General features: G+C 51.5%; 17 protein-coding genes. 15 read left to right on the top strand and 2 right to left on the bottom strand.

The window, feature by feature from the left end; all coding sequences use genetic code 11:
* Positions 1-216 precede the first annotated feature (216 nt).
* From KO508_RS07500 to KO508_RS07510, 3 genes are all read left to right on the top strand, one after another.
* The gene (locus KO508_RS07500) at positions 217-495 is read left to right on the top strand and encodes a PilZ domain-containing protein (RefSeq protein ID WP_216007740.1); all 279 of its coding nucleotides are present in this window, start codon (positions 217-219) and stop codon (positions 493-495) included.
* Between the two features lie 125 nt (positions 496-620).
* A complete protein-coding gene (locus tag KO508_RS07505; protein ID WP_216007741.1) occupies positions 621-1,232 on the top strand; it encodes a hypothetical protein in 612 nt (203 codons plus the stop codon).
* A 167-nt stretch (positions 1,233-1,399) separates the two neighbouring features.
* A complete protein-coding gene (locus KO508_RS07510; protein ID WP_216007742.1) occupies positions 1,400-2,710 on the top strand; it encodes an HD-GYP domain-containing protein in 1,311 nt (436 codons plus the stop codon).
* Positions 2,711-2,722: 12 nt separating this feature from the next.
* Here KO508_RS07510 and KO508_RS07515 read toward each other — a convergent pair whose 3' ends face one another.
* Positions 2,723-3,868 carry an organic solvent ABC transporter permease gene (locus KO508_RS07515; RefSeq protein WP_252737988.1) on the bottom strand — a complete coding sequence of 382 codons (1,146 nt, stop codon included), beginning with the start codon at positions 3,866-3,868 and terminating at the stop codon, positions 2,723-2,725.
* A gap of 234 nt (positions 3,869-4,102) precedes the next feature.
* Between KO508_RS07515 and KO508_RS07520 the strand changes: the two genes are divergently transcribed.
* Genes KO508_RS07520 through queF form a run of 3 tightly spaced genes read left to right on the top strand, consistent with a single transcriptional unit; the run spans position 4,103 to position 6,685 of the window.
* Entirely contained in the window at positions 4,103-5,053 is a 951-nt protein-coding gene (locus KO508_RS07520) for an ABC transporter ATP-binding protein (protein WP_216007743.1), read from the top strand.
* Positions 5,050-5,823, top strand: a complete 774-nt coding sequence (locus KO508_RS07525; protein WP_216007744.1) for an ABC transporter permease — start codon at positions 5,050-5,052, stop codon at positions 5,821-5,823. Before KO508_RS07520 ends, KO508_RS07525 begins: the two co-directional genes overlap by 4 nt.
* Before the next feature lie 43 nt (positions 5,824-5,866).
* Positions 5,867-6,685 (top strand): NADPH-dependent 7-cyano-7-deazaguanine reductase QueF, encoded by an 819-nt coding sequence (queF, locus tag KO508_RS07530; protein ID WP_216007745.1) that lies wholly within the window; start codon positions 5,867-5,869, stop codon positions 6,683-6,685.
* On the opposite strand, the gene KO508_RS07535 is transcribed toward queF, so the two are convergent.
* Positions 6,686-8,131 (bottom strand): adenylate/guanylate cyclase domain-containing protein, encoded by a 1,446-nt coding sequence (locus tag KO508_RS07535; protein WP_216007746.1) that lies wholly within the window; start codon positions 8,129-8,131, stop codon positions 6,686-6,688.
* Positions 8,132-8,308: 177 nt separating this feature from the next.
* Here KO508_RS07535 and KO508_RS07540 point away from each other — a divergent pair, with 177 nt between their 5' ends.
* The 9 genes from KO508_RS07540 to KO508_RS07580 all read left to right on the top strand — a co-directional run bounded on the left by KO508_RS07540 (position 8,309) and on the right by KO508_RS07580 (position 16,157).
* Complete coding sequence (locus tag KO508_RS07540) at positions 8,309-8,866, top strand: nitroreductase family protein (protein ID WP_216007747.1); 558 nt, start codon at positions 8,309-8,311, stop codon at positions 8,864-8,866.
* A gap of 221 nt (positions 8,867-9,087) precedes the next feature.
* Positions 9,088-9,486, top strand: coding sequence for a flagellar basal body rod protein FlgB (flgB, locus tag KO508_RS07545; RefSeq protein ID WP_216007748.1), 399 nt, complete (start codon positions 9,088-9,090; stop codon positions 9,484-9,486).
* Between the two features lie 34 nt (positions 9,487-9,520).
* Positions 9,521-9,970 (top strand): flagellar basal body rod protein FlgC, encoded by a 450-nt coding sequence (gene flgC, locus KO508_RS07550; RefSeq protein WP_216007749.1) that lies wholly within the window; start codon positions 9,521-9,523, stop codon positions 9,968-9,970.
* 18 nt (positions 9,971-9,988) lie between these two features.
* On the top strand, positions 9,989-10,666 hold the full coding sequence (locus KO508_RS07555) for a flagellar hook assembly protein FlgD (RefSeq protein WP_216007750.1): 678 nt from the start codon (positions 9,989-9,991) through the stop codon (positions 10,664-10,666).
* A gap of 26 nt (positions 10,667-10,692) precedes the next feature.
* The gene (locus tag KO508_RS07560) at positions 10,693-12,594 is read left to right on the top strand and encodes a flagellar hook protein FlgE (RefSeq protein ID WP_216007751.1); all 1,902 of its coding nucleotides are present in this window, start codon (positions 10,693-10,695) and stop codon (positions 12,592-12,594) included.
* An 86-nt stretch (positions 12,595-12,680) separates the two neighbouring features.
* Positions 12,681-13,433 (top strand): flagellar basal body rod protein FlgF, encoded by a 753-nt coding sequence (locus KO508_RS07565; RefSeq protein ID WP_216007752.1) that lies wholly within the window; start codon positions 12,681-12,683, stop codon positions 13,431-13,433.
* Between the two features lie 80 nt (positions 13,434-13,513).
* Positions 13,514-14,302, top strand: a complete 789-nt coding sequence (flgG, locus tag KO508_RS07570) for a flagellar basal-body rod protein FlgG (protein ID WP_216007753.1) — start codon at positions 13,514-13,516, stop codon at positions 14,300-14,302.
* Positions 14,303-14,361: 59 nt separating this feature from the next.
* Positions 14,362-15,063, top strand: coding sequence for a flagellar basal body L-ring protein FlgH (gene flgH, locus KO508_RS07575; protein ID WP_216007754.1), 702 nt, complete (start codon positions 14,362-14,364; stop codon positions 15,061-15,063).
* A complete protein-coding gene (locus tag KO508_RS07580; protein ID WP_216007755.1) occupies positions 15,060-16,157 on the top strand; it encodes a flagellar basal body P-ring protein FlgI in 1,098 nt (365 codons plus the stop codon). Before flgH ends, KO508_RS07580 begins: the two co-directional genes overlap by 4 nt.
* The last annotated feature ends 2 nt before the right edge of the window (positions 16,158-16,159 follow it).

The following is a 16,159-nucleotide window of genomic DNA, read 5'->3' on the forward strand; positions in this document are numbered from 1 at the left end:
TCCTTAAAAGAGAATGTTGGGTTCGCAGCCATGTTTGGGCATCATGGTTGCCAAGAAACGCCAACCATTCTCATTTGTATTTCTCTAGAAGTCAATATTCCCTTTGGTGTAATCTGTCAAAATAGTGTTATTCTTCTGATTAATATATAAAAGATATGATTTGCAATAACACAAAAATCTACAACGTACCTTAAGTGAAGCAGTGGAACCTTTCCGATGGCTGTAGATGACCGCAGAATTCACTGTCGCACCGCGATGAGTGCCAAGGTGAAAGTAACCCATGAATCGTTGGGGGAGTTTACTTTCTCTACTCGTGACATTTCAGATGGTGGCGTGTTCATCGTGGTTGATGATGAGCCGTTCGCTCCTCAAATGGGTGACAAGGTGGATGTTCAGGTACAAGGCCTTCCCGTGCCGGCCCCAGTGTTAAAGATGATGGTCGTTCGCAAAACCGTCGATGGTTATGGGTTACAATTTGACGAAAGTGCCGATTGAAACTGCGAACTGTGTTTGAAGTAACTGGCGGATCTTGGTACAAACCGTATCCATAATTATGCATGTCTCCACGATTAGATAGGTGTCCAACCGTGAGATTGTCGTTAAGGAATAACGTACGACTCATGACCACTTCCCGATTTCATAAGTCCACCAATGGCCTATCGCGCCTTTTGGCTCTGCTGGGGTTGTTGGTTATGCAGTCTGGTTGTGCAACGTATTACTCCCATTACGCCATGTTCCCGGCCGAGAACTCTCAGGGCGAGCCGCGAACCGTCAGGGTGTCCTGGCAGAGTGCTGAATATCCCGATTGGTGGTTTTTGTCCGACCGGGCTACGCCGATAACGCTTGAAACTCAGTGCAGCGAGCGGGTGTGGCGGTTGTTTGACGATAGCCATGCAGAAGTCGGGAGTTGTGGCGGAGGTATCCGCGCCTGCGGAGGCAGCAAACTTGACCGCTTAGCATCTGGGGGGCGGCTAGCAAGCTCGAACGACCAGTGTATGGCCGTAAATGTAAGCGACCCTCAAGCGAGAATAGCCGCGGTGTCTGGTCGGCTTGAGTTGTTGGTGGCGTGCGAACCGGCATCTGTGACAAAGGGTGAAGGGAAGGACGCAGTAAATATTGATTATATTCGCGCATCTACGGTTCCCTACACCATTTATACTCGCAAAACGCTCAGGGGGTCTCTCAATGCGCGACCCCCAAAGTTTGATAATGTGGCGTGTGACCCAACCTAATTAATTTTGTGAACTCCGTCACATTAATACAAGCGGTTACCGGCCGAAAGTAGTCGTTACATTGTGTGGTGATGCTGTTACTTTCGGCTACGAAATTGTAATGGACTATTCCGTGCAATCGTTTAAATATAGTACCAATCAAAAAGTATCTCTTCAGGAGCGAAGCGGTGGGCGTTGGTCAGCATAAAATTTCTGTACATGATCTTGAGGTTGGCATGTTTGTGTCCGATCTCGATCGGCCGTGGCACCAAACGCCGTTTCCTATTCAGGGCTTCCATATTCGTTCCGAGGACGATATCCGTGCTTTGGTTTCTTACTGCAAATGGGTTTCTATTGATGTTGCAGAAACCCGCGGGTCCGTTGAGCTCTCAAGGATTGCGCGTCCGGCCTTTGGTGCCAAAGGCCAGCGCAGGAATGCCGGCCGTGAAAAGCTCCACCTTCCGCCGTTAAGCATTCGTGAACCTGTAAAATATCAGACGGTCACCACGCTAAAGCGTGAGATCAAAACCTCGAAGCATTTACTCGAGGATGCCGGAGTTGCGCTTGAACGCTTATATGCTTCGGCAAATACTCCAGAAATGCGTGATCTGCGCCCGGTTGCTGCGATTATCAGTAAGATGGTTCGAAGTGTTGTTCGCCATCCGGATGCTTTGCTTTGGCTTAGTCGTGTTCACCGGCATGACAACCACGTTTATAAACATGCTCTCAACACCTCCGTTTGGGCGTTGGTTTGCGGACGACAGTTAGGGCTGAACGAAGGTCTGTTGAACCATCTTGGCTTGGGTTGTCTATTGTCGCAGGTGGGTAAAGTCCAGTTGTCGAAAGACTTGCTCAGCCGGGAAGGCCAGCACGATGCTGAAGAATATGCCGTGTACCGGACTTATGTTGAGAAAGGCGTTGTAATGCTGGAGGACTGCGGGCTCTCGCGAGCCGTAATGAGCGTTGTTCAGGGGCATCGCGAGCGCCATAACGGCTCAGGTTTTCCTGAAGGTATTCGCGGCGACAGAATTCCGCTGCTGGCAAAAGTTGCCGGGCTTGCTGAGTTCTTCGAAACGCTGATTGAGCCTCGCGAAAGCGTAGCAGAGCCCATGACTCCAGCTCGAGCTGTAACTTTGCTTTACGATATGCGGAATATTGAGTTTCAAGATGAGCTTGTAGAGAATTTTATTCAGGCGATCGGGATATATCCGTCTGGAAGTCTGGTGGAATTAACAGATGGCCAGCGTGGCGTTGTGGTTTCGCACTCCCCAGAGCGCCGGCTATGGCCGAGAGTTATGGTTATGACGGATAGCCATCACACGCCGCTAAAGACCGCTAAAGTTATTGATTTGGCAAAGTTCAACAAGAGCCGTTCAGTCGCCGAAGTGTTGGCTATCAAGGAATGCCTTGCTCATGGAACTGAAGGGTTAAACCCGGCCGGTTACGATGTAAGCGGCGCAGAATCTCGTTGGAATATCAGTCGGTTTATCAGCCGCTAATCCCACGCTATATCATTCGGTGATAACAATCCTAAGGGTCTTTCGCACCCACCTGTAGGTATCCTCGGGCAAAAAGCTAATCACGATCTCGGATTCGCCACCGGCGGGGCCGGCCACAAAGTACTCTACCTCTGCCGTTTGCCAGTTATAAGAGTGCAGAACGACGTCTTGAGGGCGTGTTGTTATGGCTTCTATGTCTGAAAGCTCAGCAGTGCCGCCAATGCGGCGAATCTTAATTTGTTTGATGGCGGTGTCGCTGGCCGGGGATTCCGCGGTATCTTTATCGAGATAGTATCGCTTTCCAATTTCAGTTTTTATGCTGTCTAGCTCTTGCGTCAAATAGGCTCTGGCATCTTCGGCATCTATGTCTTCCATGGAGCGTACCGAGTCAAGAATGCGTTGCCTTTTGGCGCGCAAATCTTGTTGGTATTCCACGTCAGGGTCCCAGTCGTCCTCGTTTTCCGGCCGTATCGGTGCAGTCTCAATATCGTCTTCAGTTGGGGGCGCTGTACATAATTCATCGTCTTCTGGATAAAAGCATATGGCAGCCAGCAATTGGTTTGCAGGAGACGGTGCGTTGCCAGCTGCGTTGAACTCGGCTTCACTAACGTAAAAATCAATCGGCGCAGTGAGACTGGGCAGCGCTGCGTTTAGCTGTTCGACAACGCGGCCACGTATTTCAATGCTCTCACCTTCCTCGATATTAGCTGTCCAGTTTAACAGCATCAGGAAACGGGTGAGATTGGTCAGTGGTACGTTTCTAAGAATGAGCTGCTCTGTTTCTACGTGGGTGCTGAGACCTTCCTCGTCAACGGAGGGTGACATCAGTTGGGTACGGGTTTCGGGGAAGAACTCAAGCGGTGTGATCCACTCTTGTACTGGCACGCCTTCCGCTATTGGCAGGTCGCCAACACTCAGGCTGAGAGTCTCTCCCGGATAGTACTGAAACTGTCCTTCGGCATTTGTTGTACCGGATTGGCTTGCAGTCTCGTAGGTTAATCCGCTGATTCCCTGATCGTTTATTTTTCCGGTTTTGGTATCGCTGCTGTTGTTGCCATCGCTGCTTGAGCACCCGGCCAGTAACGGGCCGATAAGCAAAGCGGCAAAAAACACGCGGGGCAGGGTAATTAATGGGCGAGCTAGGTGAACGGCAGCCATGGTTCGTTGTACATTCCCTGAGTTTGGGGCACGCCAGCTGGGCAGCGGTGGACGGCCTTCTGTAAATTGTTGTAACCGCATTATAGGGAGGCAAATCGGGGTATATCGGGATATCTGTCGCAGTTTGTGGATTTTGCATTATCCGAGCAGGAGCGCACCAGCCTTGAAATAATTTGATAAGCCTCAATTAATTAATGTTCCCTGAATATTGCTAATTCTCAATCGGAACTTTTTATGACCAATGCTCTGGAAATCGAGGGGCTTACCAAAACATATGGCAGCGGGTTTGAAGCACTCAAGGGAATTGACCTTAAGGTGGCGCAAGGTGATTTTTTTGCGCTGCTAGGGCCAAACGGCGCGGGCAAATCAACCACACTAGGCATTGTCTGTTCTCTTGTAACCAAGAGTGCTGGCAAGGTGAGCGTGTTTGGTTGCGACATTGATACCAACTTGTCCGATGCCAAGCTTAATCTAGGTGTCGTTCCTCAGGAATTCAATTTTAATCAGTTTGAAAAGGTGTTTGATATTGTCACCATTCAGGCGGGTTACTATGGGATTCCGTTAAAAGAGGCCGCTGTTTCCGCAGAAAAGTATCTGAAAAAGCTTGGGCTCTGGGATAAGCGCAATACGCCAGCACGTATGTTGTCAGGGGGTATGAAGCGTAGGCTGATGATTGCTCGCGCTCTGGTGCACGAGCCAAAGCTGTTGATTTTGGATGAGCCAACTGCCGGCGTAGATATAGAACTCAGGCGCTCCATGTGGTCTTTCCTTGAAGAAATGAACCGCCAGGGGACCACCATTATTCTCACCACCCACTATCTCGAAGAGGCAGAGGCTCTATGCCGCAATATCGCCATTATTGATCATGGCCGTATTGTAAGGAATACCAGCAAGCGGGAGCTTCTGCAGCAACTAAGCCTTGAGACATTTTTGCTGGATACTGAGTTGGCTTTGGATGCAGCACCAGAGCTGGAGGGCTTTTCGTGCCGGTTGGATGACGAAGGTGTGTTAGAGGTGGACGTGCATAAAGGGCAGGCTCTCAATGATGTGTTTATACAATTGGAGCAGCAGAGAGTAAAAGTTGTCAGTATGCGCACCAAGGCAAACCGGCTGGAAGAATTGTTTATCCGTATGGTGGAACACAGTGCGCCCGAAGGCGAAACAAAGACGGAGGGTAGGGCATGAATGCTCAGGCTTTGTTTACCGCTTACACGACGATTGTGTTGCGTGAAATTCGCCGCTTCACTCGAATCTGGCCACAGACTCTGTTGCCGCCCGCCGTTACCATGACACTTTATTTCATAATTTTCGGCAACCTGATCGGCTCTCGAATCGGTGAAATGGGCGGTTTCGATTATATGTCATTCATAGTGCCCGGGCTGATTATGATGGCAGTCATAACGAATTCCTACGCCAATGTGGTGTCGTCGTTTTTCTCCATGAAGTTTCAGCGTAGTGTTGAAGAACTGCTGGTATCTCCCGTACCTAACTGGGTCATATTGGCTGGCTATGTGACGGGTGGCATGGCGCGTGGGCTGGGTATAGGAGTAATCGTCACTCTGCTGTCGTTGGCGTTTACCCAGTTAAAGATCCACAGCCTGCCAATGGTTGTGGTGACTGTATTTCTGACTTCGGCGCTGTTTTCCGTGGGTGGTTTTATTAACGCGCTATTGGCAACCAAGTTTGATGACGTTTCCATCGTGCCAACCTTCGTGCTTACGCCGCTAACGTACCTTGGGGGGGTGTTTTACAGCATCGATCTGTTGCCGGGCTTTTGGCAGGGTGTTTCTATGGCGAACCCGATTCTATATATGGTGAACGGGTTCCGGTTCGGCATACTCGGCGTTTCTGATGTAAACCCCTTCGTATCCCTTGGCATGATTCTGGCGTTTATTGCTGTGCTTACCTATATAGCGCTTAAGTTGTTGGCGCGTGGCAAGGGCATACGGCATTAATGTGGTAACAGTTATTCATTAATAGTTATTTTTAGGAAGCTTTATGGCCCTTGATAATGCGCCTTTAGGCAAAACCAGTGATTACCCGGATCGCTATGATCCCTCTTTACTGTTCCCTGTGGCCCGCGATGAGAATCGTAGGCGTATTGGTCTTGAAGATGGGCGCTGGCCTTGGTTTGGTGGAGACTTATGGCAAGCATGGGAAATTTCCTGGTTACGCCCAGACGGCGTTCCGGATCTTGCTTGGGCGGAAATCCGGTTTCCGGCAGCATCGCCCTCGATTATTGAATCCAAATCTTTGAAGCTCTATCTCAACTCCCTGAATCAGGCGGTGTTCTCATCGGCTGATCAGGTTGTTGAAACCGTGACCGGTGACTTGTCCAGCGCTTGTGGAGCCGTCGTGGATGTGCGTTTTCTCAGTGTGGATGATTCTGCACCGGCGACCGGGCGTCCGACAGGCTACGAGTTGATTGATAACGAAGCGGTTGATGATGTGGTGTATGAGTATGCACCGGAGTCGCTCTCCGCTTCAGGAGAAGTGGTTAGCGAGAAGTTGTGCTCGCATCTTTTGAAGAGTAATTGCCCGGTAACCGGGCAGCCCGATTGGGGTACGGTGCTGATTAGTTATACCGGGTCAGCCATTAACCGCGCAGGCTTATTACGCTATATCGTGAGCTTTCGGCAGAAGCAGGATTTTCACGAGCATTGTGTAGAGACCTTGTTTACCGATTTGCTGAGCCGCTGTAAGCCTGAGAGTCTGACTGTATGCGCCCGTTACACCCGCCGAGGTGGTTTGGATATCAACCCTTGGCGTAGCACGGAGCCAGAAGAGCAAGCTGGGCCAAGATTGGTTCGTCAGTAATTACTCGCGCACGCTGTCTTCTTCGTGCCGCAGACGTTCTGCGGCACCTTCCAATGCGGTGAGAATGCTCTGTCGCTCCTTATCTGTAATTTTTTCAGAATCCAGATACATGGCAAAGCCGCTGTGCTCGTGCTCCATAAAGCTGTGGTTGGGCCCCATATCCCTACGGAAATCCACAACTTCATAGATTGGCACGGGTTTACCGAAGCCTTTTACCGTAATTTCACCTTTGTCACGACACATGATCCGATCTTTGATCAGTGAGAAGGTCTCGTAGGAAACGAGAATTTCACCCGGCTCCGCTAGGGATTCTAGCCGGCTGGCAAGGTTTACTTCTTTGCCGATGATGGTGTAATCCATGCGGTTTTCAGCGCCAAAGTTGCCCACGGTGGTGTAGCCGGTGCTGATGCCCATGCGGATTTCCAGCGGCGACTTTATACCTTGGCTGCGCCACTTCTGCCGCATGATTTTCATGTGTTTGCGCATATCGATGGCCATAGACACGCAGGCGAAGGCGTCTTCGCGCTGGCCACGGCTGGTGGGGTCACCAAAGAACACCATAATGGAGTCGCCGACAAACTTATCGATGGTGCCGCCGTATTTTAGCGCTACTTCAGACATTCCGTTGAAGTAGTGGTTTAGCAACTCGGTCAGTGCTTCCGGCTCCATTTCTTCCGAGAGTTCGGTAAAGCCTTTTATATCCGAGAAAAAGACCGCGAGCTTTTTGCGCTGCGTTTCAAGGCGCACGTCTCGCTCCCCGGTAAAAATGGATTGCCACACTTGGGGGGAGAGGTATTTCGAAAGCTTATGAGATAGCGCTATGGACTGCTCGCGCTGGTTCTGAATTTGGGTTTTTGCCAGCATAAGGGCACGGGCCTGCTGGTGCGAATAAAATGCCGTTACACAGATGAAAACACTGGTGAATAATATCGAAAGCATGCTGGTTAGCAGCGGTGATTGATACGACTCCGCCGGGCCAAAAATGGAGTAGAAGGCCAAAATGGAAACGGCCATGAAGCCACAGCCGATCAACCATTGACGCACCCCGCCGATGATCAGGCTGGTAAAGGTGAGCATGAGCGCGACCATGGAAGAAGGAATCGCCACTAGACCGATGCAGCCGATGAAGCCGCCCCCGATAATGCAGTCAGTTGTTAACATCTTCTGGCGGATACGGGGAGAATTTCTTAGAAAAGTGCGTCGGGTGAGCATGTGTGCGATGTGCGGCCAAATAAGTGCCGCAGCAACCAGCCAAATATTCCATTGCTGGAAAACACCCTGCCAAACACCTGCCGTAATAGTGGCGGCGGAAGCCGCATACGCGAGAATACGCCCGCTGTAGTCGGGCATTGGGGGAATGGCGACAGGCCTGTTCGGGGCGTCGGATGCCAGAGACTTCCCCAGACCATTGCTAGCATTGCGAAGATCTGCCGGAGCACCCATCATGTACGCTGATCACTCATGGCGCTGAAACCGTATCGTTTATAGGTCATAAAGAAAGTATGTTAAAAACTACTGCGTGATAGTACGACTAAAGGTTACCAGTATTACGTATAACCCACAATTCACAGATCTGGTTTTGATGATATCTGACCAGTATTCGGTTACCGGAAATGAATGTTTATGAGTTCAGTCACTGACTTTTTGCTCAATAGGGCATCTGAGCCACGGCTGGAGGCGCCAGCCCCCTCTATTTCAGCGCTTGATAGGGCTTTTGCCTGTGCCGCGCGCGCCCCAGACCATGCGCTATTGCGGCCTTGGCGTTATCTGGTTATCGCGGGGGACGACCTGAAAGCGCTCGGCGATCTGTTTGCCGCTGCCTATTCTGACAATATTGATGATGCAAAGCGGGAGAAAATGCATAAAAAGGCCATGCGTGCACCAATGGTCATTGTTGGTATCGCCTCTCCCAAAAAACATCCCAAGGTGCCGGAAGTTGAGCAGGTGCTTTCTGCCGGGGCAAGCCTGAGTTTCTTGGCATTGGCGCTGCAAGACGCGGGTTATGGCGTTATGTGGCGTACGGGAGGCATGGCATATAATCCGGTGGTTCTTCAGGGCTTTGGCCTTGAAAAAGGCGAATCCATCATCGGCTTTCTTTACACAGGCACGGTGTCCTCTGCTAAACCTGCGGTTCCCAGACCCGAACTTTCGGAATTTGTTGCGCATTGGCCGATAAAATGATCCCGGGTGTTTCCCTCACTAATCGGGTGGGGGAAACAGCTTGCCGCTTTCACCGAAATTTGCCGTTACCCTTCTGCCTTTTCTACCTTTTCCTTCTCGAAACCCTCTACAACGCCCTAAGTTAAAGGGCTTTCGAATTCTGGCATTAGCATTGCTTTAGTTCTGCCATAGAACGAAACCGGCAAGGTCTTTACCGCTGGTAACAGGATTTCGGAGGTTGTATGGCGATCACTTTTGATAATGCTCTTGGTATTCACCAGCATGCACTGGAAGCCAGAGTAAAGCGCGCTGAAGTTCTGGCGAACAATTTGGCCAACGCCGACACGCCGGGTTTTAAAGCCCGGGATCTGGACTTTCAGGCCATGATGCAAAAGGCGCAGGACAACATGAGTGGTTTTGGCATGGAGAAAACCCACTCCGCCCACATGGATGCCTCCGGCGGTGCCGCAGATTCAGATTTGCTGTACCGAGTCCCGAACCAGCCTTCCGTGGATGGTAATACGGTCGATGCTCAAGCAGAGCAGACCCGGTTCATGCGTAATGCGATGGATTACCAGGCCAGTTTTCAGTTTCTAAATGGCAAGTTTACTGGGCTGTCTAAAGCCCTGAAAGGCGAGTAAGCCGCCGTTTCCCGATTAGCGAAGGAGAGACATCATGTCACTTGGCAGCATTTTTGATATCGCCGGTTCCGGCATGACAGCGCAATCGCTGCGGCTGAATACTACCGCCTCTAACATTGCAAACGCTGAAACGGCGAGCTCTAGCACGGACACTACATACCGCGCACGCAAGCCCGTTTTCTCAGCAATCCAGCAATCCATGATGAACCCGGCACAACAAGGCTTCGGCACAGAAATGTCGGACAATGCCAGCGCGGGGGTTCGTGTAGAGGGCATTGTTGAAAGCGATGCAGAGCTGCAGATGCGCTACGAACCCGATCATCCAGCGGCTAATGAAGACGGCTATGTTTATTACCCCAATGTAAATGTAGTGGAAGAGATGGCTGACATGATGTCTTCCTCAAGAAGTTTTCAGATGAACGTGGATATTATGAACACGGCTAAATCCATGATGCAGCGCATCCTGACACTTGGTCAGCAGTAACGGGGCGGGGACTGAACCATGAGTGCAATTAACGCAACAGAAGCCTCTGACGTACTGGGGCAATACCGAGCCCAGCAACAGGATGGCGCTAGCGGCCAAAGTGAGCTTGGCAAGAACGAGTTCATGGAGCTGATGCTGGCACAGCTGAAAAATCAGAATCCTCTGGAGCCTCAGGACAACGGCGAGTTTATCTCCCAGCTGGCGCAGTTCAGTTCTCTGGAAGAAATGCAGAAGCTTTCGGGGACTGTGGATGACGTGGTAGGGCAGTTTCGCTCCACGCAAGCACTTCAGGCCTCGGCCATGGTGGGTAAGACGGTTCTTGCGCCTTCTGAAGTTGGCATTCTCGGTGCCGAGGGCGAAATATCCGGCAATATTGAAGTGCCTGCGTCCACTGGCGGAGTGCGCTTGTCTGTAATGAGTTCTGGTGGTGAGCTGGTGCGGCAGATCGATCTAGGCAGCAGTTCTGCTGGTGTTAAGTCGTTCAGTTGGGACGGAAAAGATGGTAACGGCAATAGCTTGCCGGCTGGGCCCTACCGAATTGTGGCTGAGGGTTCCTATCCCGACGGTAGCGTGCAGTTGCCCACTCTCGTCAGCGCCAATGTAGACAGTGTGTCATTGGGCAATGGCGGATCCGTAACGCTGAACTTGGCAGGCATGGGCTCCATTGCGCTGTCGGATGTTAAACAAATTAATTAATACCGGTGTCATACCAGAGGTGATTTATGGCTTTTAATACGGGGCTTAGTGGCTTAAGGGCGGCAGCGGTAGATCTGGACGTAACCGGCAACAATATTGCCAACGCCAGCACGGTTGGGTTCAAGGGCAGCCGAGTACAGTTCGGTGACTTGTACGCAAGCGGGTTTTTGAGTGGAGGTTCCAATCCGATTGGCGACGGGGTAAATGTTCAGAACATAGAGCAGTCGTTCAGCCAGGGAAATGTCAGTTTTACCGATAATGGCTTGGATATGGCCATACAAGGCGATGGTTTTTTTATTTTGAACAACGGCGGCGAAACCCGATATTCACGGGCGGGCCAGTTCACTATTGATAAAGACGGCTTTGTGATAAATAACCAGTCTATGCGTGTGCAGGGTTACACTGCAGATGATGACGGCAACCTTTCTGGTGTTCGTGGGGATCTTGAAATTGCTACCGATAATTTGGCACCGCGCCGCACCACGAACTTAAGCTCTGACTTGAACCTAGATTCGCGCGAGTTCGTGCTGGAATCTCGAGTGCGCGATTTCGCGTCTTTGGGGTTCTCAACTATTAATGGTGAAGAATTTGAGGTTGAGTACGCCAACGGAGACCCTGCAACTCCTGTACAGCTATACGACGTAGACAACTTAGGGGCTCAGGTTCCGTTTACTCGTGCTAGTCAAATCGTGAATAGAATCGATGCTATATCGGGTTTGAGTGCTTCGGCGACGACCACGGCATCGGTGCCTATCACCGATGCCGTGGTCGCAGCGCCCGGTTTTACGTTTTCTATTGAGATCAACGGCAGCCCACTAAACGTTGACCCCACCAACCTCTCTACTATTCAAGATCTGAGTGATGCAATCAACCGCTCTGATAACACGTCGATATCGGCTGCGATTGTCGATGATGGTACAGGCACAGACGAACTGCGGATTATTCACAATCAAGGTGAAAATCTCAGCGTTGTCGTTAACGGTGGCGCCCCAATAACTGCAGAAGGCTCCATTGAAGTGACTGCTGACCGAACTGTTACCGGAATCAACGGAACGGGTGGGCCGGGTACCAATCTGGCGGATGAGTTCGCGGTTTCGCCTGTACGAATCACTAACGCATTTAACCCGCTTGATCAACGAACCTACAACCACGCCACGTCCACTTCGATTTTTGACAGCTTAGGTAATTCCCATGAGCTGACTCAGTTTTTCGTTAAAGCGCCTTCCCCGGGAGATGGCGTTGGCGTGAGCGAGTGGTCTGTGTATTTGCAAATCGACGGTGAACTGGTCGCAGGCACCGATGTCACTCCCTATACTGCGAGGTTTGACCAAGATGGTGTTTTGCAATCCGTCGACGGCGATGCGAACGGGGAAATTCTGGTAACAGACTGGGTTCCGAGAGATGCAGATGGCGAGCCTAACGGTGCAGACGGCCCGCCGCTTCCTGGTGAGACCGTTGTCACACCTATACCAGAGCCACCCACTACGTCAGCTTTTGTGTTGAACCTTGGGGACACTACCCAATATGGCGCAACCTTCGGGGTGAATGACCAGCGCCAGAATGGCTATACCACCGGGCGATTGTCGGGTCTTGATGTGTCGAATGAAGGGATACTGTTTGCCCGGTACACGAATGGCCAGTCTAAAGCCTTGGGGCAGGTAGCCTTGGCTGCGTTTAACAACACAAACGGATTGTCGCCTGTGGGAGATACCAGTTGGGTAGAAACCTTTGAATCCGGGCAGCCTATTATTGGTCAGCCGGACACCGGAACTCTTGGTAGTATCAAGTCAAGTTCGGTGGAGGAGTCCAACGTGGATCTTTCCGCCCAGCTGGTAAACCTGATCATTGCCCAGCGCAACTATCAGGCTAACGCGAAAACTATCGAAACGTCCGATGCGGTCACCCAAACCATCATTAACCTCCGCTAAACGACTTTAATGTAACTGTGGCATGACTCCTGCTTGAACTATGGAAGAGCACTGGAAACAGTCAAAATTCCGGCAGGAGTTTTCCCATGGACAAAGCACTTTATATAGGTATGTCGGGCGCCAAGCAGAATATGCTGTCGCAGCGCGCCCACGCCAACAATCTGGCTAACGTAAACACCACAGGCTTCAAAAAGGACTTTGCCCAAGCCCGCAGCATGCCTGTGTTCGGCGAGCACCATCCTACCCGTGCTTACGCCATGGCAGAGCGCCCCGGTACTGATCTCTCCGCAGGGGCGTTGATGCAAACCGACCGGAAGATGGATGTCGCAATAGAGGGCGACGGCTGGCTGGCTATTCAGAACAACCTTGGCGAAGAAGTATTTACCCGCTCCGGAAGTATGCAAATTGATGTGAATGGTTTGATGCGCCTTGCCAGCGGCGAGATGGTGCTGGGTAATGGCGGCCCGGTTGCGCTTCCCCCCTTTGATAATCTCCAGATTGGTGCCGATGGCACTGTTTCAATTGTTCCAGCTGGCGGTCCGCCAGACCAGTTAGTGGAAGTGGATCGACTAAAGCTGGTGAACCCGCCGCCGGAAGCGCTTGAGAAAGGTTTGGATGGCTTTATTCGCCGCAAGCCCGATCAGGCTATCGACGGCGAAGAACCAGTAGATGCTGCCTTGCGCGTGGCTTCCGGCTTCCTTGAAAGCTCGAACGTAAATGCTGTGGAAGAGATGGTGTCTAACCTCCAGTTGTCCCGCCAGTACGAGATGCAAGTGAAGGTTATGCGCACGGCAAACGAGAATTCCGAGGCGGCGGCACGGCTGTTGCAGAACCTCTGATAACTATTGAAAACAAAGCCGACCCGGCTAGAAGCGGCAAACATTCGCCGCTCGCAAGGTAACGGCAAGGAGTAATAACGATGCATCCGGCTCTTTGGGTAAGTAAGACAGGGCTTAGCGCTCAGGACACCAATATGTCCACCATCTCCAACAACTTGGCCAATGTGAACACCACAGGCTTTAAACGGGACCGGGCGGTGTTTCAGGATCTGCTGTACCAAATCAACCGACAGCCTGGTGGTTTGAACACACAAAATTCCGAACTACCTTCCGGTTTGCAGTTAGGTACCGGCGTACGTGTGGTTGGTACGGCGAAGCAGTTTGGTCAAGGCAACCTTCAGATTACCGAGCAGCCTCTTGATTTGGCGGTAAGTGGGCGCGGTTTTCTGCAAATTGAGCTTCCAGACGGACAAACAGCCTACACCCGGGATGGTCAATTCCAACTCAACGCTGATGGCGACGTTGTTACACCGGACGGTTATGCGCTTCAGCCAAATATTAATATTCCTGATAACGCTACAACAGTAACTATTGGCAAGGATGGCACAGTTTCGGCCATTACAGACGATCAAGCGGCCCCTATCAATCTTGGCCAAATTACATTGGTGAATTTTGTTAACCCTCAAGGTTTGCAGGCCATCGGTAATAACCTGTTCAAAGAAACCAATGCAAGCGGTGATCCAGCTGAGGGGGAGCCCGGGTTGGCCGGATTGGGTTCTTTGGAGCAAGGCATGATCGAATCATCCAACGTGGAAGTTGTTGAAGAGCTAGTGAACATGATTACCACCCAGCGCGCTTACGAGATGAACTCGAAAGTGGTTTCTACCACCGACCAAATGCTCCAGTTTATTACGCAGAACATCGGCTAACCCCATGAAATCTCGGGTTTGTAATTGTGCGTGAGAGTAAGAATGTGAGGGGAGAACTCATGAAACCGACTACATCAACGTGGTTAACCAGATCGACAGGAACCCTTCTGTTGGTTTGGTTGCTGGTCCTGTTACAGGGATGTACGGCCATGAGCCGGCCTCGGGCCGAGCCTAACGATCCCGCATACGCCCCCGTTCGCGCTCAGGCAATGATGCAGCGTGATCCGGAATCTGGCGCTATTTACCAAAGTTCGCGAAACTACAATTTTTACGGCGATACCGTCGCTTTGAATATTGGTGATGTGCTGACGGTCACTCTTGACGAGTCAACTCGTGCTAGTAAAAACGCAGAAACCAGCGTTACCAAGGACAATGAAATTTCCTTGCCGGAACCCAACATTCTGGGCAAGAACAATATCGGCATCGCGACATCCCTGAGTCAGGAGCGGGATTTTGGCGGCAAAGCCGAAGCCGACCAGAGCAATAGTCTGGCGGGTAGTATCACAGTGACGGTTATAGAGGTGTTGCCCAATGGTGTTCTTCGGGTGCGCGGCGAGAAATGGATTTCTCTAACTAACGGTGATGAGTACGTACGCCTGAGCGGCCTTGTGCGCCCTCAGGATATCGACCCGGGCAATGTTGTCGCTTCCAGTCGCATAGCAGATGCGCGCATAGCCTACGGCGGCACAGGTGATTTTGATCAGGCGAATCAGATGGGCTGGTTGGCCCGCTTCTTTAATAGCGAGTGGTGGCCCCTATGACTATACGCCGGTGCGTAGTTCTCTCGCTGATGCTTGCTGTAATAGCAGCACCTGTAATGGCAGACCGTTTAAAGGATCTGGCGCGGATCAAAGGCGTGCGTAATAACCAGCTTGTGGGTTATGGCTTGGTGGTTGGCCTAGATGGAACCGGCGATAAAGCCCCGTTCACCAACCAGACCTTCCGCAACATGATGAACCAGTTCGGCATCACTCTGCCAGAGGGCGTTAATCCAAATCTGGCCAACGTAGCGGCGGTAACTGTGAGCGCGAATCTGCCGCCATTTGCCAAGGCCGGTCAGGAAATAGATATTACCGTATCGTCCATTGGCAACTCAGACAGCCTAAGAGGCGGCACATTACTGATGTCGCCACTTAAAGGGGCCGATGGCAACGTTTACGCAATGGCGCAAGGCAGCCTTGTGGTGGGTGGATTCGGTGCCGAGGGCCAAGACGGCTCGCGCATAACCGTGAACGTGCCCAGCGTTGGACGTATTCCAAACGGTGCAACCATTGAGCGCGAAATCGTGTCTCCCTTTACTCAGGGCGACACGATTACGTTTCACCTGATGCGCCCGGATTTCACTACGGCACGTCGAGTTGTAGAAGTCGTTAATGAGAGTTTGGGCCCGGATATGGCCTATGCCCACGATGCGACGTCGATCTCCGTGCGCGCGCCTCGGGATCCCTCTCAGCGAGTTAGCTTTCTTTCCATCTTGGAAAATCTGGAAGTAGATCCCGCAGAGGATGCCGCAAAAGTTGTCATTAACAGCCGTACCGGAACGATTGTTGTAGGGCAGAACGTGAGAGTAAACCCTGCGGCAGTTACCCATGGCAATCTCACCGTCACCATTCAGGAAAACCCAGAAGTTCAGCAGCCCAACCCCTTTGCCGCAGGCACAACCGCGATCGAACAAGATACCCAGATTGCGATTACCGAGGACCCGGCGCGCATGTTCAAGTTTGGACCGGCAGTTACCCTGAATGAGATCGTTCAGGCCGTGAACCAAGTAGGCGCTGCACCGGGTGATGTTATGGCTGTGTTGGAAGCTCTCAAACAGGCTGGCGCACTTCGCGCTGAGCTTATTGTTATCTAGGT

The sequence above is a fragment of the Marinobacter salexigens genome, from assembly GCF_018860765.1.
GTDB lineage: Bacteria > Pseudomonadota > Gammaproteobacteria > Pseudomonadales > Oleiphilaceae > Marinobacter > Marinobacter salexigens_A.

Bases quoted from the DNA above. Each gene is read 5' to 3' on its own strand.
- KO508_RS07525 (WP_216007744.1), top strand. From the start codon at position 5,050: ATGAATGCTCAGGCTTTGTTTACCGCTTACACGACGATTGTGTTGCGT.
- flgH (WP_216007754.1), top strand. From the start codon at position 14,362: ATGAAACCGACTACATCAACGTGGTTAACCAGATCGACAGGAACCCTT.
- KO508_RS07515 (WP_252737988.1), bottom strand. From the start codon at position 3,868: ATGGCTGCCGTTCACCTAGCTCGCCCATTAATTACCCTGCCCCGCGTG.
- KO508_RS07565 (WP_216007752.1), top strand. From the start codon at position 12,681: ATGGACAAAGCACTTTATATAGGTATGTCGGGCGCCAAGCAGAATATG.
- KO508_RS07555 (WP_216007750.1), top strand. From the start codon at position 9,989: ATGAGTGCAATTAACGCAACAGAAGCCTCTGACGTACTGGGGCAATAC.
- KO508_RS07540 (WP_216007747.1), top strand. From the start codon at position 8,309: ATGAGTTCAGTCACTGACTTTTTGCTCAATAGGGCATCTGAGCCACGG.
- KO508_RS07560 (WP_216007751.1), top strand. From the start codon at position 10,693: ATGGCTTTTAATACGGGGCTTAGTGGCTTAAGGGCGGCAGCGGTAGAT.
- KO508_RS07505 (WP_216007741.1), top strand. From the start codon at position 621: ATGACCACTTCCCGATTTCATAAGTCCACCAATGGCCTATCGCGCCTT.
- flgB (WP_216007748.1), top strand. From the start codon at position 9,088: ATGGCGATCACTTTTGATAATGCTCTTGGTATTCACCAGCATGCACTG.
- KO508_RS07535 (WP_216007746.1), bottom strand. From the start codon at position 8,131: ATGATGGGTGCTCCGGCAGATCTTCGCAATGCTAGCAATGGTCTGGGG.
- flgC (WP_216007749.1), top strand. From the start codon at position 9,521: ATGTCACTTGGCAGCATTTTTGATATCGCCGGTTCCGGCATGACAGCG.
- flgG (WP_216007753.1), top strand. From the start codon at position 13,514: ATGCATCCGGCTCTTTGGGTAAGTAAGACAGGGCTTAGCGCTCAGGAC.
- KO508_RS07520 (WP_216007743.1), top strand. From the start codon at position 4,103: ATGACCAATGCTCTGGAAATCGAGGGGCTTACCAAAACATATGGCAGC.
- KO508_RS07580 (WP_216007755.1), top strand. From the start codon at position 15,060: ATGACTATACGCCGGTGCGTAGTTCTCTCGCTGATGCTTGCTGTAATA.
- KO508_RS07500 (WP_216007740.1), top strand. From the start codon at position 217: ATGGCTGTAGATGACCGCAGAATTCACTGTCGCACCGCGATGAGTGCC.
- queF (WP_216007745.1), top strand. From the start codon at position 5,867: ATGGCCCTTGATAATGCGCCTTTAGGCAAAACCAGTGATTACCCGGAT.